The sequence below is a fragment of the Bifidobacterium scardovii JCM 12489 = DSM 13734 genome, from assembly GCF_001042635.1.
In the GTDB taxonomy this organism is placed as follows: domain Bacteria; phylum Actinomycetota; class Actinomycetes; order Actinomycetales; family Bifidobacteriaceae; genus Bifidobacterium; species Bifidobacterium scardovii.
This window is the reverse complement of the sequence record NZ_AP012331.1, coordinates 2,256,333-2,280,891: the sequence shown is the minus strand read 5'-3', so window position 1 is coordinate 2,280,891 and position 24,559 is coordinate 2,256,333. Positions and strand designations below refer to the sequence as shown.

Sequence of the window (24,559 nt, the reverse complement as noted above, 5' to 3'; positions counted from 1 at the left end):
TGCGGGGAAAATGCAGGGTTCCGTTACCGGGAAAGGGGTGTCTCCGCCGAATGGTCTGTTCGACGGGCTGTCCGTAGTGGCGTGCGAAGTGCGCGCCGTCGATGGCATCGAGGGTATTGAGCACCGTATCTGCCACCCTCAGTCTCGCTTCGCGAGCCAGCTCCCGCCAGCGGGAGCCTGCCGGAACCGGTGCGGCGAAGTCGAATACGGCGGGGGAGGGCGCCGGCGCCGGCCGTTCAGCCGCGCACGGATTCCTTTTCGATGAGCGTGCAGTGGATCTTCGCTGGGATCGGGGCGTCCAGCGGCGGCAGGGGCGCGGTGGTGCGCGGCAGCGCCAGATCGTGCAGGTCGCGCTGCTCGATCATCGACACGAGCTTGCACGTCGCCCAGTAGCCCATCTCGTAATGCGGCAGCTCCACGGTGGTCAGCTGCGGGTAGAAGGTCTCCGCGAACACGCGGTGGTTGTCGACGCCGACCACCGACACGTCCTTGCCGATGGTCAGGCCGCGCCGCGCCGCGCATTCGTACACGTACCACGCGCGCGCGTCGTTGAAGCAGAAGAATCCGTCGGGGCAGGCCCGGTCGAACAGGTCGCTCACGTCCCGCAGGGCCGGGCCGTTGTTGAGCACGTTGGCGACGAGCCGATCGTCGTAGTCCCGCCCCGCATCCTCAAGGGCGCGGCGGTACCCCTCGAGCCGCCCGTCCTGGGCGATCATCGGCTCCGAGCACCCGACGTACGCGATGCGCTCGCAGCCCGCGCCGATCAGCCGCGCCGTCGCGTCGTACGCGATGCGGAACTCGTCGGGCTCGATGCTGGGGAACTGCCCGGCGCGGTCGGTGGCGTCGACCAGGACGAGCGGATAGTCCCCGAGGCTGTCCGGCACGTCGGCGTACCGGTTCGACATCTTCGCGTACATGAAGCCGTCCACGCCGTACCGCTTGAGCGTGGCGATCTCGTCGTCCTCGTTGGTCGCGCCGTCGGTGTTGACGGTCAGCAGCATGTACCCGAGGGCGCTGGCCGCGTCCTGCGCGCCGAGGATGATGCCGCCGGCGTACGGCGTGGTGGCGATCTCCTCGCTGATGAAGCCGAGGATGCGCGTCTTGCCGGTGCGCAGGGACCGGGCCAGCGGATTCGACGTGTAGCCCAGCCGTTGGGCGGTCTCGCGCACCCTCGCCGCGATCCGGGGCTTGACCCGGCCGGCGTCACGGTTGTTCAGCACCAGGGAGACGGTGGACACCGACACCCCCGTCTGCTCTGCGATCTCCTTCATCGTGGTCATACGTCAAACGATACACCGGGTGCGATGATTGTCCAGGATTTTCCTGCCGCCGTTCGGGCCGCATCGCCGATCCAGCCGCTCCGGCCTACTCCGGCGCGCTCCCGGCGAGATTGCGCACCGCCCCGATGAACAGCGGCACGCCGTCCGGGGTGGCGTACGAATACAGGAATGGGCGATCCACCGTGAACTCGACGTTGTCCACCGGCGCGCCAGTGGAGTCCGCGCCGGCCTTGGTGAAGGACATGGCCTTGGCCCCCGCTTCGTTCACCTCGATGCGCGTGCCCTGCAGGATCGATCCGATGAACAGGTTCTCACCGCGTGAACCGGCATCGACCATCTTGGCGAAGTCGGCGGTGTCTGAGCTGAATGCATCGGTCGCTCCCAGTTTCTCGAACGCCTTGATGGTGGTCTCAGGATCGAACGTGCTGTTGATGGTGAATCTCGGCAGCGAGACGTTCACCGTGGCCGAGTCTACGGAGACTCCCCAGCCGGACGGGCTGTCCGCGGCACAACCTCTTGCGCCCTCGCCAAGGGATGCTGCCGAACATGTGCCGAACGCCCAACCGAGTTTCTTGGCATCGCCGGCCAACTCGTCGAAATGGCCTTCAGCCGGCAGCACGATGGCCAGATTGCCGCCGTTGTCGAACGGAATCTCCACCCGCTGCCAGGTGCTGAACTCGTCATGCCCGTATGCCATCTGGCTGAAGGTCCGGTGCATCATCGGCACCTGGGTGTCTCCGGCTTCGCCATGGAAAGTGCCATCGCTGGTGGCCTGTTCCTTGAACGGGTCCTTCCAGCGTCCATCCGCATAGACGGTGTTGATGATGGACAGTACCTCGCGGTCCCGCAGCGTGATCTTCGGCTTGAGCGAACCGTTCGTATGCTTGGCGATCCAATCGGACATCTTGGCGGCGGCCCGATTACCGAACGGCAGCGTGTCGACTTCGGCATCGAACATCTTCTTGACGGTGGATCGGTAATCGCCGGCAAGGGAGTAGCCGTCATCGATCCACAGCGAGTTCGCGGCGCTCATCTCGGATTTCGCTCCCGAATATCGCCCGTTGATCGAACTCAGCAGCGATTGGTAGTCGCTATCGGCAAGCGAACCGGAGCCCAGCAGCTCATCCAGCTGCGAGCGGGTCGTGCCATCGGCCCCCTGCGCGGCGATGGCCAACGCCATCCACATCGAAGCAGGGGAGTAGTTCACATTGCCGGTGCCTCGGTCGCCGGCTTCCATCGCCAGGAATTCCGGTGCGGTGCGGTAGGCAAACGCTGAGGTATTGTCGATTATCGGCTGCGTGGCAGGCGTGGCCTTCGGCTTGAACATATTGTGAACCAGTGCGCTGCCGTCGCCGGCGGTCCACCAGATACCTCCGCCGACGGCGAGGACAAGCGTCACGACGGCAGCAGCGGCGATCAGGGCGGTGCGGCGCCTGCGCCGCCGGTGCAGGCGGGACTGTTCCATAAGAGTCATGACCATGATAAATCCTTCCCCTCGACCCGTGTCCCATCGCACGGAATCGGCTGGTTTCAGTATATTCGGCGAACTTCGGGGGGGGGGTAAATGCGCTGCCTTTCGCGGTGCCGTCCCGGCGACGCGACAGGCAGCGCCGACTCACTGATTCCGGGGCGGTTCCGTCTTCCGCCCTCGCCTTGCAGCGATGCGTGTGGCGGCCGACGCCACGGCCCACACCACGCCGAACCCGAGGAGGCTCGCCACGGCGAACACGATGACGAAATGCGCGACCTGATCTATCGAATTCCAGGAAAGATATCGGTCGCCGATCAGCGTGCAGGTACTTCCTACCGGGCACGTGTCTTCATACACCGTGATGAGCGCCATGAGCATCGGCGCAGGTACCAGTGTGCACACTAGTGGGAACAGCAGGCTTTTCCACGGATGCGTCAGCGAGTCCGGGCGCAGTGCGTAGATGCCGTTGATGACCAGCAGAGCGGGCGGAACCACAAAATTGATGAGCAGTGCGAAGGCAAAAGCAGCCGGGCCGCTTCCATCCAGTATCAGCGTCAGCAGCAATCCGTACGTGATCGCCGTTGCCAGCCAGCAGCCGAAGCGAATCGTGTCCCGGCGCACCCAGGCCAGCATCCGGCCGTTGAGCGTCAGCGGGTCCGGATCCACGAACAACTCGCGCAGCCCGTAGCGGCCGATCGCATAGCAGATGAACGCCACTGTGGCGTAGAACACCAGCAGCATGCCCATGCCGGACAGCGTCTGACCGATGAGCCGCAGGCCGTCGGTACGCATCAGCGCCCACCAATCCGGCCACGTCAGGTACGGGTATCCGGGTTGGAACCGCAGATTGGTCCAGCCGAACGCCAACGGGCCGATCAGCGTGCTCGCCAGCGGGAACGACAGGCTGCCGGTGCGGATCAGACCGAGTATCAGGTTCGCCAGTCCCAGTGCCAACGGCCAGAACGTCATCATGCTGGTCAGCCAAATGAAATGGTCCGGCGAACCCGCCTCGCGATCGGCCTCGCTGACGACGACGGCAAATGCGGAAGCGCCGAATTGCAGCAGCAACAGCACCATGGCCAATACGACCATGCCGATCCAATGCGCGCGGTTCCATGTGAATTGCCGGGAAGCCCGGCCGGTGCCGTGAGCGACATCGCTCCTGTTGGGCCTCTTGAGTGCGTCTGCCCGGTTCATCGGTATCCCTCCCATCACAGCACTGTTATGGACTGGGTGATGATTCCATCGTAAATCGGCGGAAAACGTGGGATGATGATTGTCATAGCGGTTATGACACCGCGGGCGGGGACGCCCCGCATCGGGCACACTGGAGGGGTGGGCGCAATGGCGATACGCATCGGCATCGTGGACAACGATCCGTACGCGCTGAAGGTGTTCAGGGCGATGATCGAACGCATGGCCCCGGATTTCGAGGTGGTCTGGACCACGAATCTGGGTGCCGTGGCGATCAGCCGATGCCTGAGCCCGGCCAAACGCCCGGATGTGCTCGTCACCGACATGTCGATGGGCGATGTCCCCGGCACCGAGGTCTGCCGGGCGATCCGTGCCAAAACGCCGGAAGTCGGACTCGTGGGCGTCACCTCGTACGCGCTCGCCTCGTTCCGTGACGAGGCCGCGCGGTGCGGCGCCCAGGCGCTGGTCGGCAAAACAGATCTGGACGGCCTCGCGCTCGCCATCCGCGGCGCGGCTCAGGGGCTGCCCACCAACCCAGTGGAGGGCGGCGGGGCGCAGCCCTTCGTGGACGCCGAGACCGCCCACCTGTCGCTCGAGGACGCCGCTTTCGTCCGACGCGGGGCGCTCTCCGCCAAGGAACGCGACACATTGCGCTGGTATGCGGAAGGGCTGACCACCAAGGAGGTCGCCGAACGACTCGGTGTCGGCGCGGTCACGGTTTCGACCTATGAGCGCCGGGCGCTCGCCAAACTCGGCGCCCGCAGCCGAGCCCACGCCATATCCATCTGCGTCAAACGGCATGAGATCTGATGTGCGGCGGCCGGCGGCCTGAAGGCGGGCCGGGCTCCAAGGCGAGAGGTGAGGGAGGTGCTGATATGGCAGGGTTCCGCGGAAAACTGGCGGCTCTCGATGCAGGCGTGCGCAACGCCTGGCTGCTGACTGCCACGTTGGTCGTCGCTCTGGTCTGCACGGCGGAGACGGTTGCCGGATTCGCGAGCGGTGATATGGCGACGGCGGATTGTCTCGTCGCGTTCGCGTTCATCGCGGTCATAATCCTGATGGCGTTCCGCCCCGTGACCGGCTGCGTGCTGACCGCTGCGCTGTGGACGGCGTTGTGCCTGAGCCCGATGGCCATGCCCTCCTCCATGATGCTCGCCATACTGCTGGCCGTCGGCATCGCCGGATATACGGACAAGCGCCTGGCGGTGGCCGTCACCTCAATGGCGTTGCTGGCATGGTTGGTTCATGCCGGCGTAATGATCCGCTGGCCGTGGGGTTCCGGCTCCACGAACGATATGGCCGCTCCGATGCCCGATGCGCCGGCTTCGTCCGGCTTGCCCGACTCCGGCGATGTGTCCGGCGATGTGTCCGGCGGTTTGAGAGGCTCGGATGGCGTCGCCGGCGGGTCGGCTGGCGGAGACGATACCGGAGCCGGCGGTTCGGATGGGACCGGCGGGTCGGACGATTCGTCGGGCTCGACCGGTCGGACCGGTGGCCAGCTCATCCTCGGCACGGTTGCCCTCTACGGGGTGATGCCGGTGGCCGTGCTGTTCGTCGGTTTTCTACTCGGCGGCATTGCGGCGCGGTGGAATCACGAACGCAGCATGGCCCGCGCGGAACTGGCCCATCGCCGTCAGCGGGAGCGCGCGGCGCAGGACATCCACGACTACGTGTCCAACGACCTTGCCTATCTGATTCTGCGGTTCGACAAGGATATCGCCGACGGCAAGGTCCCGTCCGTCCAGGAGCTGCGCGAGTTGCGTGGCGTGGCCGCGGGCGCGCTGGACCGCACGCATCAGGTCATCGGCGTGATCGAGGGCAGGGGAGAGGCGGATGCACGGGCGGCGGATGCGCGCGGGCCGGACGGCGGCGCTCACGATGGCGCTTCGCGGGCCGGCGGCGGCCGGCGGGCGTCGCGATCCGAGGACGGGCGCGACTGTCCGCTTGCCGAGCAGATTCGCGGCATCGCGGGCAATGGCGATCAACGGCTGGCGGAGCTGGGCTTTGACGGCCAGACGATTGTCTCCGGTGCCAATGGCGAAGCGGGGCGCAGCGATCTGGTCGCCGGGCTGCTGGAGGAACTGTACGGCAACATCGCCAAGCATGCCGACCCGGAAGCCGGTTATGTGATGACGATCGGCATCGGACTGGATGCCGTGCGCATCGCCTGCATCGACACGGTCCGCACGCCGTCGGATGCGGATGGCGACGCGGAACTTTCGACCGGCACCGGCCTCAACCGTTACCGGCGATTGCTCGAGCGGCATGGCGGCGCCCTGCATATCGCTACGCAAGACGCCGAATGGACGCTGTCGGCCACCGTGCCGGTGAAAGCCGAACCCCGTTCGTGATGACGTAATGCTTCCATGTGGGATATAGTGGCGTCCAGAGCGGCATGCGCCGCATGAGGGAGGATCGGTCATGGGTATGGGAACGACGGTGGCCTCCGTATTGGCGTTGTATTCGCCGAGCATACTGTTCGGCATGCTGTTTCTGCTGTCGTACCGCAGGGAGCCCCGACAGTTCCGCAACGCGATCTGGCTGCTGCTGTTCCTGCTGACGTTCCTGACGACCACGCTCCTGCACTTCGGCGAATCATGGGCATTGTTGCCGCTGGTGCTGACGGTGGTGTTCGGCCCGCTGATCGCCGTTGTCTTCCTGCTGGCCAATACGGTGGTCGTCGTGCGTCATGAAGGGCTATCGCTGGCTACGCTGCTGCCCGCGTTGCTGGCCGTGGCCATCGTCGGCTGGTTCGTGTGCTATCCGCTGATGCTGGTGATGAAAGCCCCGAAATGGCTGATATCGGTCGCCTCGCTGATCACGCTGGAAGGCGTGTGGTTCTTCTTTTCGTTCGCGGCGCTGCTGGTGTATTCGACGCTGTACCGCCTGCTTCCGCGCAAGCGCTCGTACGACTACATCATCATCCATGGCGCCGGGCTCATGCCCGACGGCACTCCGACCCCGCTGCTGCGCGGGCGCGTCGACAAGGCCGTGGCCCTGTGGAACCGGCAGGGGCGGTCCGGCGTGTTCATCGCCTCGGGCGGGCAGGGAGCCGACGAGGTGGTGTCCGAAGCGGCATCGATGCGGCGGTATCTGAGGGAACGGTGCGGTGTGCCCGCCGAGTCCATCCTCATGGAGGACCGTTCCACCACTACCATGGAGAATCTGCGCTTCTCGCAGGAGCTCATGACCTCGCTGCGTGGGCCCCAGATCGTTGGGCACCGGCGTGAACCCGCATACCGCTGCGCGCTGGTCACCAGCGACTACCATGTGTTCCGCGCCAGCGAGTACGCGCATACCATCGGGTTGAAAGCCGACGGCATCGGCAGCCACACGCGCGGCTACTACTGGCCCACGGCGTTCATCCGCGAATTCATCGCCGTCACCAGGGCTCATCTGTGGCCGTACATCGTCCTCGCTGCGCTCTGGCTGCTGCCCAATGCCGTGTATGTGATAGTGGCGTTGCTGCGCGTTCTGCTCGTGCACTAGATGCGCGGTCGGCATCTAGTGGCATACGGCCTATGCTGGCATACGGCCTGTTCCGGAGCCTGCCGGGGCTGTATGCCAGCAAGGGATTGCGGGTGGTTGGATCGGGCCTGACCGGGAACGCGGTATTGTGACCGCGCGCGTATGGCGAATTGCAGCGTCTTTGCATGTTTGGTGCGAGTTGTCGGTGCGAGGGTGTGTAGCAGAACCGGTTGCACACCCATGATAAAACGTATAATCCGGCATGATTTAGGGTCGGTCTCGGCGTGCGCGCACCGACAACTCGACGTTGGCGTACCGCAGGCACTTCCGGACGCGTCGGAACTGCCCGGAGACGTGTCCGGAAGCATCCGGAGATGTGCTGAAACTTCCCGAAGGCGCGTCGAAACCGCCCGAAACCATCGCTGATGGTGCGTTTGGCGTATCGACGGCACATGGCGGTGTGTCCGGCGCGGCATAGGAGGCGCCGGACACACCGCCCGAGGGCTACTCTTCGCCCTGCTTGGCGGCGATGATCTCGTCGACGAGCTTCGGCTTCTCGATGAGCTGGCCGGTGAAGCCGGGGCGGATGTCCATGTGCAGCACGAGGCTCGTGCGGTAGCCCTGCTCCGCAAGCTTCTTGGCGGCGTCGCCGGCCACCCGCAGCACCTCGTCCAGATCGCCCTCGACGTTGGTGAACACCGCGTTGGTGCTCTGCGGCAGGCCGGATTCGCGGATCACCTCGACGGCCTCGGCCACATACCCCGACAGCTCCGAGCCCACGCCGTGCGGCGCGATCTGGATCGCCGCCACCGTGTTGAGATACGGCTTGCCGGTCTTGGGATCGATCGGCACTTCCTGCTTGATTGCGTTACGGTCGAACGTCATATGTCGCTCCTTGGCGAATAGCCTTCCGTTGATATTGACTGATATTGGCCGATGCCGTCTGATGCCGACGGCTTCGGCCGGCACCGCCGCCGGCATCAGCGCCAGCGCCACGCGTGGTCCATCGGCCCCGAGCCGTGGCCGAGGTCGAGCTGCGCGTTGAGCGCGCCGGTCAGATACTCCTTGGCATGGCGGATCGCGTTCTCCAGCGTATCACCCTTCGCGAGGTTCGAGGCGATCGCCGACGAGAGCGTGCAGCCGGTGCCGTGCGTGTTCGGGTTGTCGACGCGCTCGCCGTCGATCCAGACCGCCGTGCCGTGGTCGAACAGCAGGTCGTTGGCGTCGGCAACGCCATGGCCTCCCTTGACCAGCACCGCGCAGCCGTAGTGCTCTCCGATGACGCGGGCCGCATCCTCCATGGCCGCCCGGTCTCCGATGCGCGCATTCGCGTCCGCGTGCTCCGACCACTTGCCGGTCTCGAGCGTCGCCTTGTCGTGCGCTATGAGGTCGAGCAGCACTTCGGTTTCGGGGATGTTCGGCGTGATCACCGTGGCGAGCGGGAACAGGCGCGTGGTCAGCGCGGCGATCGCGTCATCGTCGATGAGCTTGGCACCGGAGGTGGCGACCATCACCGGGTCGAGCACGATGTTCTTCGCCTGATGCGCCTCGAGCCGGTCGGCGATCGCGTTGATCAGCTCGGCGGACGAGACCATGCCGATCTTGATGGCCTGCGGCGGGATGTCGGTGAACACGGCGTCGATCTGCGCGGCGACCATGGCCGGCGTCACGTTCTCCACGCCGGTGACGCCCATCGTGTTCTGCGCGGTCAGCGCGGTGATCGCGCTCATGCCGAACACGCCGTTGGCGAGCATGGTCTTCAGGTCGGCCTGCATGCCGGCACCGCCGGAGGAGTCCGAGCCGGAGACGGCGAGTACCGGGATGAGGGTGGTGGTCATGATGGTTCCTTTCGTATGACCGCGGCGAACGCGGTGCAAATCTTCCGTGGTTCCGCCCGGCGAGCGCCATGCGGGCGTAGCCGTGGCGTATCCGTATCGGGCGGGGCTTGCCATACCGGCGCCGTGGGGAGCGTCAGGCGCGGTTCTCCTTCCACGCTTCGACCAGTTCGCGGGTGGCGGCCAGCGGATCCGGCGCCCCGGCGATCGCCGAGACGACGAACCATCCGGCCGCCTTCGTGCGCGCCAGCATCGGCACGTCGTCGGCGTGCACGCCGCCGCCGACCACGATCGGGTAGGCGCTCGCCGCGCACAGCGCGTTGATCTGGGCCTCGTCCAGCGTGTGGCGGGTGCCGTCCGCCTCGACGACCGCCGCGTCCGGCTTGGTGATGGTCGCATGCAGCGGGCCGGCGCCGAGGTAGTCGATGCATCCTTCCGGCAGATCGTTCGCGGCGCGCACCTGCGCCACGAGCTCCGCCGACAGGCCGATGATCGCATCGTCGCCCAGCAGGGCGCGGGCCGCCTGCGGCTGCATGTCGGTCTGCCCGATATGCACGCCGTCGACCTTGATGCCCAGATAGCGGCACTGCCATGCCACGTCCACGCGGTCGTCGATCACGAACGGCACCGATTCGGATTTGCCGTTGTCGGCGATGACCTGCGCGATCTGCCGCGCGGCGGCCGTGATGTCCGCGGCGTCCCCGGGCTTGGCGCGCAGCTGGATGAACGTGGCGCCGCCCTTGAGCGCCTCGTCGACCACTCCGGCGACCGGGCGCCCCTTGGTGTCCTGCGGCCCGACCACGAAATAGGCGGACAGGTCGTACTGGTCGCGCATCGATGCGTATGGATAGTTGCTCATATCATGTCCTTTGCCATTGGGTCTGGTTATGCACGCCGCATGCGGGCTGCCGCCCGCACATGAACCGCCGCTAGCGCGCCACGACGATCTCGGAGGCGGCGACCTGCTCGGGGGTGAGATTCCACAGCGCGTCGAGCAGATGCACCTGGAACGAACCCGGGCCGTCCGAAAGGCGTTCGGCGATCTCACCGGCGCGGTTGTAGAGCAGGGATGCGGCCAACGTCGCGGTCAGCGGCTCGGCCACGGCCAGATAGGTCGCGGTCACGCCACCCAGCGAGCATCCGGCGCCGGTGATCTTCGACATCAGCGCGCTGCCGCCGGGCAACCGATAGATGCGATCGCCGTCGGTCACCAGATCGACCTTGCCCGACACCGCCACGGCCGCTTGGCCGCCGGGCGACAGAGGCGCCATATGCCGGGCCAGCCGCCTGGCCGCATCGGTCGCGGATTCCACGTCGTCGACGGATTCCACGCCGGCCGGCCGCGTGCTGGGATGCTCGTCGCCCGAGACGCCATCGTCCTGCCTGCCCAGCCCCCACATGTCGCACAGGGCGATGACCTCCGAGGCGTTGCCGCGGATGATGGTCGGCGGATAGTCCTTGAACGCGGTCAGGATGGCGGTGCGCGTCGCGCCGATGCCGGCCGCCACCGGGTCGAGCACCCACGGATGGCCGCTCTGGTGGAAGGCGCGCGCGATCTGCGGCAACGCCTCCTTGTAGAACGGCAGCAGCGTGCCGACGTTGATGTAGTCGGCGCCCGAAATCGCCGACGTGTCGATCACGTCGTCGGGCAGAAAGCTCATCGCGGCCGTACCGCCCGCGGCCAGCTGCGCGTTCGCGACCAGATTGATCGTCACGAAATTGGTGAAGGATTGGGCGAGCGGCGTCGTTGCGCGCACGTCGCGCACCGCCTGCGCGATCCGGTCCCGCAACGCTGCGGGATCCCCCGCCGCATGCGGGTCCGATGGCGTTTGCGCGGCCGTGCGGCCATTGCACCCATGCCTATGCGAATCGTTCATATCGCTGCTCCCTACGATGGTCTTAACCAACAGGTTCTAAGGGTCAGGCCTGCGCCATTCTCAACCCGTCGTACCGGCCGGGTTCCCCTGCATTACGTTGCCGACGCTATGCACCAACATGGACAATTTCGTGTCGAAATCGCAAAACCGGTATCGCCGGTCTGGCGCGTCGCCGCGATGTGTGGCATTGGACGCGTTCGACACGCCAACTTGTTTCTATGATGGAAAGTAGTATTGTTTTCCGTGTTGGAAAGAAGTTTTGTCGCGACGACGATGAATCGAGATGATGCGCACATGGATGGCGAACGATCGTTCCTGCCGGATTCACCGGCGGAGCAGGCCCTGCGCCTGATCGACGGCGACCGTGCGCGGCTGGTCACGCGCGTGCGGTTCCCGCACTGGTACTACCTGTCGCTGATGGGCAATGCGGCGTTTCTGGACCTGCTCGCGTGGTCGGAGCTCAGCGTGCCGGCGTCGGTGTTCGGCGGATCGAAGGAGGTGCAGGCGTGCGCGTTCCTCGCCGCGTGTGCGATCGCGCTTGCCTGGCTGTTCGGCAATGCGTTGCGGATCAGCCGCGAATATGGGCTGATGGTCAGGGACCGGCATTGCCTGCGCCGTATGACCGGCCGTGCGTGGATGCGCCTGACGGGTGCCGCGGCGGTGTGCTGGGGCGGCTGCGCGCTGATGATGGCCGCCGGCCTGCATGGCGTGCCGCTGCTGTGGATGCTGCCGGTCGTTGCCGCCTCGGCCGGTGGATTCGCCTATCTGATGCGCCTGCTCGAGGACGAGCTGTTGCGGGGCGTGGCCGGAAGGAATCTGCGATGAATGAGCGGACTGTTGGGCGGACAGACGGCGGGAGCGGCGAGGAAAGCGGTGTGACGCCGCATTTCGACGAGGTGATCCACGCGCCGATCCGGCTGCGTATCTGCGGGCTGCTGGCCGCCTCCGACTCGGTGCGGTTCGACGTGTTGCGAGACACGCTCGGCATCAGCGACGCGACATGCTCCAAGCATCTGAAAACCTTGGCGGACGCCGGATACGTGACGATCGAGAAGAAATCGGGGCTTACGCGGCGGTACCCGATCACCTGGGTGTCGCTCACCTGGCAGGGGCTGGCCGCGTTCAACGCGCACGTGGAGGCGCTCCGGCAGATCGTCGCCGGTGTGATGCCGGACCCCGGCGAGCCGCGCTATGACAAGGCGCGGTGATGCTGACGAACAGATCGGGGGAGGGTGTATAGCTGTGTGCGGAGATCACTCCTCAGGCCGCTTCGCGGCCAGCGTCCAGCAATCGCGGACGGCCTTCGATCGCGTTCTTTCCGCTCGCCTGTCGGCTCGAACACACCTGAAAACGTCTCTGGCGTTTTCTTCAAGACTCGGCCCCCTCATGGGGAGTAGAAAAGCTAAGCGGAAGAACTGAAGGGATCATATGAAGGGGTTGCTGTACAGGGATCTGGGACGGCTGCGGCATGACTGGGTGATGCTGACGTTCGTGGTCATCGGCGGCGCGATGCCGTTGGCGTCGCTGATCCGCGACGAAATCGGGCACGCGGATGCCGCCGTCGCGACGGTCGATCTGGCCGCCGCACTGGCGTCGATGCTGATGATCGTCGTGCCGCCGGTGATATCGGGATCGGTCGGAGGGGATCGCGGCGACGGCGTCCTCGGGACGTTCCGGTCCAGTGGCCGGCCCATGGGAGAGTACGTGGCGGAGAAACTGCTGCTGGGCACCGTCCCGGCCGCGGCATACACCGCCGTGATCCTGGTGGTCGCGGCGCGGGCGATCGGCGTGACGGATGCGGAACCGATCGCGTTCATGCTGACGGCGACCGTGCTGTTCTGCGTGTTCACCACGCTCGGCGTGCTGCTGACCGGCGGCAACGTCGTGATCGGCATGCTCGTGTCGGTCGTGGTCTTGGCCGGTCTGGCCGGCTCGTGGCTCATGCCGACGCGTATTCCGCTGGTCGTCAGGACGGCGGGATTCGTCGTGGTCGCTGCGGTGCTCGGCGTCATCGCGGTCGCTGTGTTCGACCGTCGGTTCGTCGATACGCGGCGGGCGCTCCCCTCCTGATCTCGGTCGGGTTGTTGTTCTCTTTACTTTTGTCATTCTCTTCATCATTCTTTGCGTCATTTCGACTTCGCTTCGCTCCGCTCGAGACGACGGGAGAGGGAAAGGGGCAGATATGCCTGAAAACGGTCGGACGATCATCGCGGCGCGCGATGTCACGTTCGGATACACGCGCAAGAAAACGGTGCTCGAGCATGTGAGCTTCGACGTGCCGCAAGGGCAGTCGCTGGCGATCCTGGGATACAACGGCGCCGGCAAGACCACGCTGTTCAATATCATCGTCGGGCTATTGCGGCCAAGGTCCGGCGAGGCGATCATCAACGCGAACCTCGTGCCGAGCATGCAGGACGTGTTCCAGCTGTCCGACGAGTCGAACCTCGCCGCGACCATGACCGTGCGCGAGAACATCCGGTTCCGCGCCATGCTCATGGACACGGGCCGGGGGAGCGGCCGGCGGGCCATCGACCCCGCGCATCTGGAGAACGAGAAGCTCGTGCAGGCGTTCGGGCTGGCCGAGCACCTCGACAAGAAAGTCAAGGAGCTGTCAAGCGGTCTGCGCAAGCGCGCCGGACTCGTCGCCGGCATGCTGTTCGAGCCACACGTCATCCTGCTCGACGAGCCGACCAACTCGGTCGACCCGATCACCCGCGACCTCATGATCGACCTGATGGGGCAGCTGAGCGATTCCGGCCGCACGATCCTGACCATCACGCACGACCTCGAATACTGCTGGAGCGTGGCCGACCGGGTCGTCATCCTCGACGACAGGCACATCGCCAAGGACATGATGCTCGACGACTTCAAGGACTTCGACGCGTTCAAACGGGCCGCCACACTCGGCCGCACCGTTGACGAATCCGTCGACTTCGGCATTCGGTAGGCGACCGGCAAGGAGGCGGATGATGAAAGCGTTGTTCTGGCATGACTGGCGGGTGTGCGGAAACCGGGGCATCTTCTGGGCGGTGATGATCGGCAACCTGGTGCTGGCGATCGCCATCACGAGCTATGCGGGCGGCACCGCGCAGGCGAACGGCTTCGGCCTGCGGCAGGTGCACGCCATAACGGCGTCGCTGATGGCGATCTGGGCGCCGCTGTTCGCCTATGAACCGGCGGCCGAGGCCGGAAGTCTCGCGCTGGGCAACAGCGGATGGAGCTTCGAGGAGTCGGCGCAACGCTACAGCGAACGCGCGTTCCGCGAATCGGGACGCCCGATGGCCGAATACCTGCTCTCGCGCATGCTGTTCGCATTGATCCCGCTGGCGGTGTCGATGATGCTCCTGATCGGCTACCTGCTGGCGTTCGGCGGACTCGGCTGGACGGACCTCGTCTCGCTGCCCCTGCTGACCGCCTACGGTTCGGTGGCCGCGGTCAGCTGCTGCATCACCCTGATCGTGATGGCGACCACGAGCACGAACCTGCACAGTCTCGTCGCGATGGCGTACCTGACCTACATACCCATGGGACTGCTGACCGGTGTCAACACCGCCACGATGGTATGGGGCTGGCCGCAATGGCTGCCGTTCATCGTGATGCTGGCCGTCGTGGCCGCCTTGTTCGTGATCGCATGCATCGTGATCGGCCGGCGCTATGCGGAGACGCTGCGGGCGATGTAGGGGCTGTCACGCTGTGCCGATAGACTCAGGGGCGCTAATAAAGTCCCCAAACCGTTCAAACCAGAAGGTGCATTGTGGCTGTTTCCAAACTCGATGAAGTCGTATCCCTCGCGAAGCGTCGCGGGTTCGTGTTCCCTGCCGGTGAAATCTACGGCGGCACCCGTTCCGCGTGGGATTACGGTCCGCTCGGCGTCGCGCTGAAGGACAATATCAAGCGCGAATGGTGGCGTTCCATGGTCGTCACCCGCGGCGACGTGGTGGGCGTGGACACGTCCATCATCCTGCCGACGCCGGTGTGGGTCGCTTCCGGCCACGTCGCCGTGTTCAACGATCCGCTGGTCGAGTGCCTCAACTGCCACAAGCGCAACCGCGCCGACAAGCTGCAGGAATCCTACGCCGAGAAGCACGGCGACAAGCTGCCGGAGAACGGCATGGCCGACATCGTGTGCCCCGACTGCGGCACCCGCGGCAAGTGGACCGAGCCCCGCGACTTCAACATGATGCTGCGCACCCACCTCGGCCCGGTCGAGGACGAGAACAGCCTGCACTACCTGCGCCCCGAAACAGCGCAGGGCATCTTCGTCGACTTCAAGAACGTGATGACCTCCTCGCGCTCCAAGCCGCCGTTCGGCATCGCCAACATGGGCAAGTCCTTCCGCAACGAGATCACCCCCGGCAACTTCATCTTCCGCACCCGCGAGTTCGAGCAGATGGAGATGGAGTTCTTCGTCGAGCCCGGCACCGACGAGGACTGGCACCAGTACTGGATCGACGCGCGCACGCAGTGGTACCTCGACCTCGGCGTCAAGCCGGAGAACCTGCGCCACTACGAGCACCCGAAGGAGAAGCTCGCCCACTATTCGAAGCGCACCGTCGACATCGAGTACAAGTTCGGCTTCCAGGGCTCCGACTGGGGCGAGCTCGAGGGCGTCGCCAACCGCACCGACTTCGACCTGTCGGCCCACGCGAAGCACTCCGGCGAGGACCTGAGCTACTTCAACCAGGCCACCGGCGAGAAGTACACCCCGTACGTCATCGAGCCGGCCGCCGGCCTGACCCGCTCGCTCATGTGCTTCCTCGTCGACGCCTACGACGTTGACGAGGCGCCGAACACCAAGGGCGGTGTCGACAAGCGCACGGTGCTGCGCCTCGACCCGCGTCTTGCCCCGATCAAGGCCGCGGTGCTGCCGCTGTCGAAGAAGCCGGAGCTGCAGACCGTCGCGCAGAACCTGGCTTCCGACCTGCGCCAGCACGAGTGGATGATCGACTACGACGAGGCCGGCGCGATCGGCCGCCGCTACCGCCGCGAGGACGAGATCGGCACGCCGCTGTGCGTGACCGTCGACTTCGATACGCTCGAGGACCAGGCCGTGACGATCCGCGACCGCGACACGATGAACCAGGAGCGCGTCTCGCTCGACCATGTCGCCGAATACGTGGATTCGCGCATCGGCGAGAAGCGCAACACCGTTCCGCAGAAGCCGGTGTCCATGGGTGGCGAGGCCTGGCCGGATTCGGTCCGGATCAACGAGGCCGGCGGCCTGTACTGATTTCGGCTGTCGTGCTCCCCCTGAAGTGAGGGGAGCCGCCGCCGCGGGCGACTGAGGGGAGCATAGGATCAGACTTGTGCTCCCCTCAGTCCGCTTTGCGGCCGTCTCTTGGCCTTCCCGCAAAGGGACTGCGGCGCAACGGCTCAGCAGCACAGCGTCACAACGAGTGGCGCCGCGCAGCGATACAGCACAGTGTTGCGATACAAACCGGATACAAACCGCACTGCGATATAAGAGGAAAGAACCCGTGACGCAATCCACCGATGCCCAGACCGTGATCGAGGCGCCGCACGAGACGGACAACCTTGATCCGCGCACGGACGCGCCGTCGCGCCCGGATGCGCCGGTGACGATGAATCCGGTGCGGCTTGGGCCGATCACCGTGCCGACCCCGGTCGTCCTGTCGCCGATGGCCGGCGTGACCAACTGGCCGTTCCGCGTGATCTGCGAGGACTACGGCCCGGACGGGCTGTACGTGGCGGAGATGATCACCGCCCGCGCGCTGGTCGCGCGCAATCCCAAGGCATTGCGCCTGTGCCATTTCGCGCCGAGCGAGAGGATCCGTTCCCTGCAGCTGTACGGGGTGAACCCGGCCATCGTGGAACAGGCCGCGAGGATCGTCGTCGACGAGCATATGGCCGATCACGTGGACCTGAACTTCGGCTGCCCGGTGCCCAAGGTCACCCGCCGCGGCGGCGGATCGGCGCTGCCGTGGAAGACCGACCTGTTCCGCGAACTGCTGCAGCGGGTCGTCGCGGTGTGCTCGGCGGCTAATATCCCGGTCACCGCGAAGATCCGCGTCGGCATCGACCACGACCATGAGACCTTCCTCGAAGCCGGCCATATCGCCCAGGAGGAGGGCTGCGCGGCCGTCACCCTGCACGCCAGGACCACCGCCGAGTACTACGGCGGGCACTCCGACTGGAGCCGCATCGGCGAGCTCGTCGCGGCGCTGGATATTCCCGTGTTCGGCAACGGCGACATCTGGGGCGCGGACGACGCCCTCGACATGGTGCGCGAGACCGGCTGCGCCGGCGTGGCCGTGGGGCGCGGATGCCAGGGCAGGCCCTGGCTGTTCGCCGACATCAAGAACGCGTTCGCCGGCAGCCCGGAGCGGGTCGACCCGACGCTCGGCGACGTGTGCGCGGTGATCCTGCGTCACGCCGGGCTGCTCACCGAGTTCTACGACGGCGACGAACGCATGGCGGTGCATGATCTGCGCAAGCACATCGCGTGGTACCTGAAGGGCTTCCCGGTCGGCGGCTCCACGCGCAAGGCGTTCATGGAATGTGAAAATCTTGAGGATGTCCGTCGGGAAATCGGACGGCTCGATCCCACGCTCAGGTTCCCCGAACGCGTCAAGGACAAGCCCCGTGGGCGCGTTCGTTTCGCCAAGAAGGTGCATCTGCCGTACGGCTGGCTGGAATCGCGCGAAACCACGCACGAGCAGCGCGAGGCGCTGTTCGGCGACGACCCGATGGACGCCGGTTACTGAGCCGCCGGGGCGCATGCGCGAAACGCCGATACACGCCGAGACGATAGGCCCCAATATCAGGGGTTCTGCGATAGAGTTATGCGTAACCGTGAGTGACAGGAGACAATGGTGAGCGAGATCGCCCAGAACGAGCAGTTCAACGACAAGATCAACATCAAGGTCGTCGGGGTCGGCGGGGCCGGGGGCAACGCCGTCAACCGCATGATCGCCGAGGGTCTGCAGAACGTTGAGTTCGTCGCCATCAACACCGACGCGAAGGATCTGCTGCGCTCGGACGCCGATGTGAAGATTTCCCTGACCGACAACACGAGCCGCGGCCTCGGCGCCGGCGCCGATCCGGAGAAGGGCGCGAAGGCCGCGCAGGATCACCAGTCCGACATCGAGGAGGCCTTGAAGGGCACGGACATGGTGTTCGTGACCTGCGGCGAGGGCGGCGGCACCGGCACCGGCGCCAGCCCGATCGTCGCCAAGGCCGCCCACCAGCAGGGCGCGCTCACCATCGCGGTCGTCACCCGCCCCTTCTCGTTCGAAGGCCCCCAGCGCTCCGCCTCCGCGAATCTCGGCATCGAGAACCTGCGCAAGGAGGTCGATGCGCTGATCGTGATCCCCAACGACCGCCTGCTCGAGCTGTCCGACCGCACGGTCGGCATTGTCGACGCGTTCAAGAACGCCGACAGCGCGCTGCTCGCCGGCGTGCAGGGCATCACGGACCTGATCACGGTGAACTCGTACATCCACGTCGATTTCGCCGACGTGAACGCCATCCTGCGCGGCGCCGGCACCGCGCTGTTCGGCATCGGCTCCGCACGGGGCGAGGACCGCGCCACCCAGGCGGCCGAAATCGCCATCAGCTCCCCGCTGCTCGAGGAGAGCATCGAGGGCGCCCACGGCGTGCTCATCAACATCGCCGGCCCGACCGACCTCGGCCTGCAGGAGGCCGCGGCGGCGACCGAACTCGTGCGCAAGGCCATCCACCCGGAGGCCCAGATCATCTGGGGCCTGGCCCTCAACGACGCCTACGGCGACGAAGTGCGCGTCACCGTCATCGCGGCCGGTTTCGACCCGAAGTCCAAGGCCGCGGACGCCCAGGCGGCTCCGGCCCAGGCCGCGCCGATCGTGGCGCAGCCGGCGGCACCGGCCGTGCCGGCGCAGCCCGCCGCCCCGACGTATGCCGCGCCCGCCCAGCCTGCGGCCCAGGCCGCGCCGGCGGTCACCCCGCTGCAGCAGTACGCGCCGTCCACCGGCAGCGTTCCGGCGCAGTCGTTCGACGAGACATCCGAGCATGAAGTGGTGTCCTCGAACGATCCCGGCGATCTCGACATCCCGGATTTCCTCCGCTGAGCGGCGTTGACCGAAAGGAACTGTCATGGCAGGGTTTATGAAGAACGCGATGTCCTATCTGGGCATGACGGACGTGCCGGACGACGTCGACCAGTACGACGACGATCCGGTCGACGAGTCGACCTTCGACTCCGACCACTCCGTGACGCCCATGGCCCCAGCGGCCGCCCCCACCGGGGCCGGCGCGTCATCCCAGCGTGAATCGAACCCGTTCCAGGGCGGGCGCGTCAGCCGGATCACCACGATCCATCCGAAGAGTTACGAGGATGCCCAGCTGGTCGGCCGCGCGCTGCGCGACGGCGTGCCGGTGGTGCTGAACCTGACCGGCGTCGCCGAGGCCGTAGCCTACCGCATCGTGGATTTCTCCGCGGGCGTCGTCTTCGGCGTGCGCGGGTCGATCGAACGGGTGACGCCGCGCGTGTTCCTGCTGAGCCCGGCTCAGGTCAACATCAAGGTCGAGGAGCCGCAGGCGCCGTCGACGGCACACGACCTGTTCGCCGACTGACGTTGCGCGGGAAGCCCTGAGGCGTCCCGGGAAACCGCGGCAGGAGTCCCATTACACTTCCAGCTTATGCTCAGCATGTCCCCCGGCCCACTTGATAGGCTGGGGGACATGCTTTTAGTGATCCTGTTCCGCGTCGTCGACATGCTGATCGGCGCGTACATCACCGTGCTGTTCGCCCGCATGATCCTTGATTGGGTCACCGTGCTGTCTCCCCGCTGGTACCCGACCGGCGTCGTCGCCTCGCTGATCAGCGTGGTGTATCGGCTCACCGAACCCCCGTTGCGCTGGCTGCGCCGTTACATACGGCCGATCCCGTTGGGCCCCATCTCGCTCGACGTCAGTTTCCTGGTGCTGTATTTCGCGCTTCTTGTGCTGCAGATTCTGATTTGATGATCGATAAAATAGTCAATAAACCGCCAACGGACGAGCATTGAAGCAGGGTACGTGATAGCATCGTGAGTTGATACCAACACAGCGAGGCATGGCCCCAAAGCGAGGTGTAAAGATTTATGGCTTTGTTGACTCCGAAGGACATCAGGGAGCATACCTTCCAGACCGTCCGCTTCAAAGAGGGATATGACGTCGATGAGGTTGACGATTTTCTGGATCAGGTGACCGAGACCGTCGAGGCGCTCGGCAAGCAGGCAGTCGCCGCCAGCGCGTCCACCCAGTCTCTCGGTCCGGATGTGACCAGCCTGAACACGAAGATCTCCGATCTGACCGCTCAGGTCCAGCAGCTGCAGGATGAGAACGCCGCGCTGAAGTCCTCCGCCGACAACGCCGCCGGCCAGAGCGACCAGGCGGCGAAGGTCGCGCAGGCGAAGCTCGGCGAGGCCGAGGAGAGCAACCGCGCCCTCGTGGCGCAGAACGACCAGCTGAAGGGGCAGGTCGACCAGCTCAACGCCCAGATCGATCAGCTGACCGCGCAGACCGCGAAGAACGCCGACAACGAGGCGCTCGGCGAGCAGCTGCTCGCCATGCAGCGCGAACGGGACACCTTCCGCGCCAACAACGAGAACCTGTCCAAGCAGCTGTCCGCCGCGCAGCAGCAGATCGTCCAGGTGCAGCAGCAGGCCGCGCAGGTGAAGGACCTGACCCGCCAGCTCGAGGAGTCCAAGCAGCGCGAGAACCAGCTGCGCGCCCAGGTCTCCAAGGTCGAGCCGAGCACCGAGACCGGCAGCCTGCAGAAGATCGCCGGCGCCGCCGACGGCGCGGGCAACCAGGCCGAGCGCGCCACCGCGATGCTTACGCTGGCCATGCAGCTGCACGACCAGTACGTCGACAAGGGCAAGGCCAAGGCCAAGGAAATCACCGAGGCCAGCCAGAACAAGTACAACGATCTGGTGTCCAAGGCCAACGACTACTCGTCTCGCACCCGCACCGAGGCCGACGACTACGGCAAGCGCGTGCGCAGCGACGCCGACGCCTATTCCGAGAGCACCCATGCGGATGCGGACGGCTATGCCGCCAAGACCCGTCAGGATGCCGACACCTACATGCAGAACAAGCATCAGGAAGCCGACAACTACGAGGCCGAGATCCAGCGCCGCGCCACGGAGTACAAGGAAAAGACCCATGCGGATGCGGACGGCTATGCCGCCAAGACCCGTCAGGATGCCGACACCTACATGCAGAACAAGCATCAGGAAGCCGACAACTACGAGGCCGAGATCCAGCGCCGCGCGTCCGAGTACGACGAGAAGACCCGCAACAGCGCCGACGTGTACGCCGAGCAGGTCCGCGACAACCTCAACGAGCAGGTGCAGGTCATCGAAGGCAACATCCAGGGCCTCAAGCAGTTCGAGAGCGCCTATCGCGCGCGTCTGACCGAATTCCTCAACGGCCTGATGACGCAGGTGTCCGATACGAACAGCTACAACCAGACCACGCACTCCGATCAGTGAGCGGTCGGGGTATATGTCGGTCATGACTATTCGGCAGGGACGGCCGCGCACGCGCGTGGCCGTCTTTGCGTGTGTGGCGGTGGTCGCGCTGGTCATCGATCAGGCGACCAAGGCATGGGCCCAGGCGGCGCTTGGGGATGGGCGCAGCGTGCGCGTCATCCCCGGTCTGCTGTCGCTGACGCTGGTGCATAATCCCGGCGCCTCGCTCGGATTCGGGTCCTCGCAGACCTGGATGATCTCGCTGCTTGCGGTCGTCGCCTGCGTGGCGCTGGTGGTGCTGGCGCTGCGGACGATATCCATGCGGTGGATCGTGGCCCTGGCGCTGGCCTTCGCCGGCGCGTTGGGCAATCTCATCGATCGCGTCGCCTACGCCGAGGGGTTCCTCAACGGCAAGGTCGTCGATTTCCTCAATTATGGCTGGTCGGTCGGCAATGTCGCCGATATCTTCCTGATGGTGGCGGGCATCGGCATCGTGGTGCTGATCCTGCTCGGCGAACCGTTCAGTCAGAAGGATTTGGACCGTTTGGCGACTGCGGAAACGGAGGTCGAGGCGGGAGGCAAGACGCTATGAGCCGTCTTGTGTCCGCTCCGAATGCGCTTGTCGGCAAGCGCTTCGACGTCGCCGTGGCCAAGATGCTGGGCATTTCACGGGCCAAGGCCGCCGATCTTATCGAAAGCGGCCAGGCCCGCGTGCTCGACCGGGCCATCGCCAAGTCCGGCACGCTGATGGCCGGGGAGACCGTCGAATTCGATCTGGTCGAGGAACAGCGCGCCCCGGAACCCATCGCCGACGACATGGCCATCGTCTATGAGGACGACGATGTGGTGGTCGTCGACAAGCCGGTCGGCGTCGCCGCTCACGCCTCGGTCGGATGGACCGGGCCGACGGTGCTGGGCAGTCTGCTGGACCGCGGAGTGCGCATCACCTCCTATGGTGCGGCCGGGCGGCAGGGCATCGTGTCCCGTCTCGATGTGGGTACCTCGGGGCTGATGCTGGTGTGCAAGTCCGAGCTGGCGTACGTGGAAATGCGCCGCCAATTCGCCGAGCATGAGGTGGTGAAGACCTATCACGCGCTGGTGCAGGGCGGTCTCAGGGAGGACAAGGCCACCATCGAGGCGCCGATCGGGCGCGCGAAGGTGTCGGATTTCCGTTTCTGCGTCACGCCGGCCGGCAAGCCCGCGGTCACTCACTGGGATGTGATGGAGCGCTTCGGTAGCGAGGCGACGCTGGTCTCGGTGAATCTGGAAACGGGCAGGACCCATCAGATCCGCGTGCATTTCTCGTCGATCGGGCACCCGCTGGTCGGCGATCTGATGTACGGGGCCAATCCGGTGCTGTCCGAGGAGCTCGGTTTGGAGCGGCAGTGGCTCCATGCGACGCAACTCGAGTTCCGCCATCCGCGCACCCATGTATGGACCACGGTCAAGTCGCGGTACCCCGCTGATCTGTCCCGTGCCCTGGACCGCATGCGGGCGCGTCACGAGCCGGAGGCGTCGGCGATGCCGGACGCGGTCGGCATGATCGGTGCGGTGGATTCGGCGGATGCGCGCGAGCCGCTGGAGGAGGAGCCTGCGGTCGCAGCGGCCGCCCGGTGAGGGGATCGGCGCCGTATGCGGTGTTGCCGGGCGGCGTGGTGATCGGGCCGTTCCGGGGTTGGCTGGTTCCGGGCCGTTTCCGGCCGCTGACCAGCATGATGATTCTGATCACGGCCCCCGCAGCAAGCAGCGCCGGGCACGCGAGCATGGCCAGTGACATGAGAATCAGGACGATCGCGTCGAGCGGATTGTACACGCCGCGACTCAGGTACTGCATCAGGACGAATGTCGCCAGCGCCATGGTGGCGCCGGCGATCATCAGCACATCGCTCACGGTTCTCATGATCTCCCGGAAGTCCATGGGAGCACGGTATCTCGTGTTGCGGCATTGCTGCGCGGCCGGTGCCGGGGATCGCCCGGCCGGTTGCGCCGTTGCTGATGGCGGTGCCGTGCATGGTGTCGCCGCCGGCTGATGCTCCGTGGACATCGCGCCTCCCTGTAATCGGTTGTGCCGCTGCCCGCGCTTACCGCGGGACCGCGTCATGTCCGCTCCATCGTCGGTGATGGAACGAATGATGCGCAAGCCGAATCGGGTCTTGTGGTCGAAGGCCGGGGAGTTATCCACACCCGGTGTGTCGATCCACATTCTCGGTGGATAAGCGAAGGCGGGTGTGATAGTGGACGATGCGGGCGCTAATGACGCTGCGGTTTCTCGAGTTTGGCGTATCGCAGCCGTGCGGCTTCGCCGGTTATGCCCAATTCGCGTCCGATCGATTCCCACGACCGGCCCCGCCGATGCATAAGCAGCACCATGCGCGTGATGCGGCCGTCGATGTAGTCGAGCTCGGCTTTCCGCCGATTGAGCAATCGGCTGATCTCCAGTTCAGGAGAAAAAACCGGATCATCCTCGGTGCAGGCGAAGGAACGGACGTCCTGCGTTTCGGCCGCCTCGGCGGCGGCATTGCCGAGTTCCTCGAGCTTTGCCCGTACTTCGGGAGGATAATCTTCAAACGCCATTGTGATCACCATTCGAATATTGCAGTGTCATCCATATCATCTCGTAGGCCAATCGTGCGCGCATGGCGTGCACGATGACGTGCTCCCGCATCTCTGGGATCCAGGAGCGTTCGATGACGCCGATCTCATAGAGCACGGCGCCTGACGTTCCGGTCCCGACGATCATGTGGGTGGGAGGGTCCCGCTGCGTGTTGACGCCGATCTCGATTCCGTACCGGTAGACATGAAGGATGTCCGTATCGGAGATCGGCGGCTCCCCGTGCTTCTTCTCCCGATGTGCGGAAGGAAGGATGGTCGGATCCTCATCTACAAGTCTACTTGGCAAGTCCACTTGTCTCAACTCCTCTGCCGTGTGGATGTCGTCGGTGCGGCAAGCGTAGAAGCAGGACGAAGCCGCCATCCATCC

At 65.6% G+C, this 24,559-nt stretch carries 23 protein-coding genes, 2 pseudogenes and 1 riboswitch; of the genes and pseudogenes, 16 read left to right on the top strand and 9 right to left on the bottom strand.

Annotated features, from left to right (window positions below; genetic code table 11):
- Positions 1–236 precede the first annotated feature (236 nt).
- From BBSC_RS09375 to BBSC_RS13050, 3 genes are all read right to left on the bottom strand, one after another.
- Positions 237–1,280, bottom strand: a complete 1,044-nt coding sequence (locus tag BBSC_RS09375; protein WP_033517801.1) for a LacI family DNA-binding transcriptional regulator — start codon at positions 1,278–1,280, stop codon at positions 237–239.
- An 85-nt stretch (positions 1,281–1,365) separates the two neighbouring features.
- Positions 1,366–2,760 (bottom strand): serpin family protein, encoded by a 1,395-nt coding sequence (locus BBSC_RS09370; protein WP_033517800.1) that lies wholly within the window; start codon positions 2,758–2,760, stop codon positions 1,366–1,368.
- Positions 2,761–2,895: 135 nt separating this feature from the next.
- Positions 2,896–3,843 (bottom strand): hypothetical protein, encoded by a 948-nt coding sequence (locus tag BBSC_RS13050; protein ID WP_070098302.1) that lies wholly within the window; start codon positions 3,841–3,843, stop codon positions 2,896–2,898.
- 252 nt (positions 3,844–4,095) lie between these two features.
- Between BBSC_RS13050 and BBSC_RS09360 the strand changes: the two genes are divergently transcribed.
- The 3 genes from BBSC_RS09360 (at position 4,096) to BBSC_RS09350 (ending at position 7,434) form a co-directional block, all read left to right on the top strand.
- Positions 4,096–4,755 (top strand): response regulator transcription factor, encoded by a 660-nt coding sequence (locus tag BBSC_RS09360; protein WP_033517798.1) that lies wholly within the window; start codon positions 4,096–4,098, stop codon positions 4,753–4,755.
- 65 nt (positions 4,756–4,820) lie between these two features.
- Positions 4,821–6,296, top strand: coding sequence for a hypothetical protein (locus BBSC_RS09355; RefSeq protein WP_033517796.1), 1,476 nt, complete (start codon positions 4,821–4,823; stop codon positions 6,294–6,296).
- A 70-nt stretch (positions 6,297–6,366) separates the two neighbouring features.
- A complete protein-coding gene (locus BBSC_RS09350) occupies positions 6,367–7,434 on the top strand; it encodes a YdcF family protein (RefSeq protein ID WP_231648964.1) in 1,068 nt (355 codons plus the stop codon).
- A gap of 483 nt (positions 7,435–7,917) precedes the next feature.
- Here the strand turns inward: BBSC_RS09350 and BBSC_RS09345 are convergent, their stop codons facing one another.
- From BBSC_RS09345 to BBSC_RS09330, 4 genes and pseudogenes are all read right to left on the bottom strand, one after another.
- On the bottom strand, positions 7,918–8,298 hold the full coding sequence (locus BBSC_RS09345; protein ID WP_033517793.1) for a thiamine-binding protein: 381 nt from the start codon (positions 8,296–8,298) through the stop codon (positions 7,918–7,920).
- 95 nt (positions 8,299–8,393) lie between these two features.
- Positions 8,394–9,251: a bifunctional hydroxymethylpyrimidine kinase/phosphomethylpyrimidine kinase gene (gene thiD / locus BBSC_RS09340; protein ID WP_033517792.1), complete on the bottom strand. Its 858-nt coding sequence runs from the start codon at positions 9,249–9,251 to the stop codon at positions 8,394–8,396.
- A 139-nt stretch (positions 9,252–9,390) separates the two neighbouring features.
- A pseudogene (gene thiE / locus BBSC_RS09335) lies at positions 9,391–10,107 on the bottom strand (thiamine phosphate synthase); the annotation flags it as partial.
- A gap of 70 nt (positions 10,108–10,177) precedes the next feature.
- Complete coding sequence (locus BBSC_RS09330; protein ID WP_033517790.1) at positions 10,178–11,125, bottom strand: hydroxyethylthiazole kinase; 948 nt, start codon at positions 11,123–11,125, stop codon at positions 10,178–10,180.
- A riboswitch (TPP riboswitch) is annotated at positions 11,117–11,224 on the bottom strand. (Overlaps the previous gene by 9 nt.)
- Before the next feature lie 195 nt (positions 11,225–11,419).
- Between BBSC_RS09330 and BBSC_RS09325 the strand changes: the two genes are divergently transcribed.
- From BBSC_RS09325 to BBSC_RS09265, 13 genes and pseudogenes are all read left to right on the top strand, one after another.
- Positions 11,420–11,950, top strand: coding sequence for a hypothetical protein (locus BBSC_RS09325; RefSeq protein ID WP_033517789.1), 531 nt, complete (start codon positions 11,420–11,422; stop codon positions 11,948–11,950).
- Positions 11,947–12,333: a transcriptional regulator gene (locus BBSC_RS09320; protein WP_051923179.1), complete on the top strand. Its 387-nt coding sequence runs from the start codon at positions 11,947–11,949 to the stop codon at positions 12,331–12,333. The genes BBSC_RS09325 and BBSC_RS09320 overlap by 4 nt, the downstream gene beginning before the upstream one ends.
- Before the next feature lie 220 nt (positions 12,334–12,553).
- Positions 12,554–13,195: a hypothetical protein gene (locus BBSC_RS09315; protein WP_033517784.1), complete on the top strand. Its 642-nt coding sequence runs from the start codon at positions 12,554–12,556 to the stop codon at positions 13,193–13,195.
- Between the two features lie 112 nt (positions 13,196–13,307).
- Positions 13,308–14,072 (top strand): ABC transporter ATP-binding protein, encoded by a 765-nt coding sequence (locus tag BBSC_RS09310; RefSeq protein ID WP_033517782.1) that lies wholly within the window; start codon positions 13,308–13,310, stop codon positions 14,070–14,072.
- A 19-nt stretch (positions 14,073–14,091) separates the two neighbouring features.
- Complete coding sequence (locus BBSC_RS09305) at positions 14,092–14,805, top strand: hypothetical protein (RefSeq protein ID WP_033517779.1); 714 nt, start codon at positions 14,092–14,094, stop codon at positions 14,803–14,805.
- Positions 14,806–14,879: 74 nt separating this feature from the next.
- Complete coding sequence (locus tag BBSC_RS09300) at positions 14,880–16,355, top strand: glycine--tRNA ligase (protein ID WP_033517777.1); 1,476 nt, start codon at positions 14,880–14,882, stop codon at positions 16,353–16,355.
- A gap of 247 nt (positions 16,356–16,602) precedes the next feature.
- Positions 16,603–17,850 carry a tRNA dihydrouridine synthase DusB gene (gene dusB, locus BBSC_RS09295; protein WP_081892925.1) on the top strand — a complete coding sequence of 416 codons (1,248 nt, stop codon included), beginning with the start codon at positions 16,603–16,605 and terminating at the stop codon, positions 17,848–17,850.
- Between the two features lie 108 nt (positions 17,851–17,958).
- A complete protein-coding gene (gene ftsZ / locus BBSC_RS09290; protein ID WP_144414538.1) occupies positions 17,959–19,191 on the top strand; it encodes a cell division protein FtsZ in 1,233 nt (410 codons plus the stop codon).
- Positions 19,192–19,216: 25 nt separating this feature from the next.
- A complete protein-coding gene (locus tag BBSC_RS09285) occupies positions 19,217–19,696 on the top strand; it encodes a cell division protein SepF (RefSeq protein WP_033519953.1) in 480 nt (159 codons plus the stop codon).
- A 108-nt stretch (positions 19,697–19,804) separates the two neighbouring features.
- A complete protein-coding gene (locus BBSC_RS09280) occupies positions 19,805–20,086 on the top strand; it encodes a YggT family protein (protein ID WP_033519954.1) in 282 nt (93 codons plus the stop codon).
- Positions 20,087–20,205: 119 nt separating this feature from the next.
- The gene (locus BBSC_RS09275; protein ID WP_034535543.1) at positions 20,206–21,600 is read left to right on the top strand and encodes a DivIVA domain-containing protein; all 1,395 of its coding nucleotides are present in this window, start codon (positions 20,206–20,208) and stop codon (positions 21,598–21,600) included.
- Between the two features lie 22 nt (positions 21,601–21,622).
- Entirely contained in the window at positions 21,623–22,171 is a 549-nt protein-coding gene (locus tag BBSC_RS09270; RefSeq protein ID WP_033519960.1) for a signal peptidase II, read from the top strand.
- Positions 22,168–23,100 (top strand): annotated as a pseudogene (locus BBSC_RS09265) (RluA family pseudouridine synthase); the annotation flags it as partial. The gene BBSC_RS09270 and the pseudogene BBSC_RS09265, both read left to right, overlap by 4 nt.
- A 729-nt stretch (positions 23,101–23,829) precedes the next feature.
- Here BBSC_RS09265 and BBSC_RS09255 read toward each other — a convergent pair.
- Positions 23,830–24,153, bottom strand: a complete 324-nt coding sequence (locus BBSC_RS09255) for a hypothetical protein (protein WP_033519957.1) — start codon at positions 24,151–24,153, stop codon at positions 23,830–23,832.
- Positions 24,143–24,553, bottom strand: coding sequence for a hypothetical protein (locus tag BBSC_RS09250; RefSeq protein ID WP_231862243.1), 411 nt, complete (start codon positions 24,551–24,553; stop codon positions 24,143–24,145). Before BBSC_RS09250 ends, BBSC_RS09255 begins: the two co-directional genes overlap by 11 nt.
- Positions 24,554–24,559: the final 6 nt, after the last annotated feature.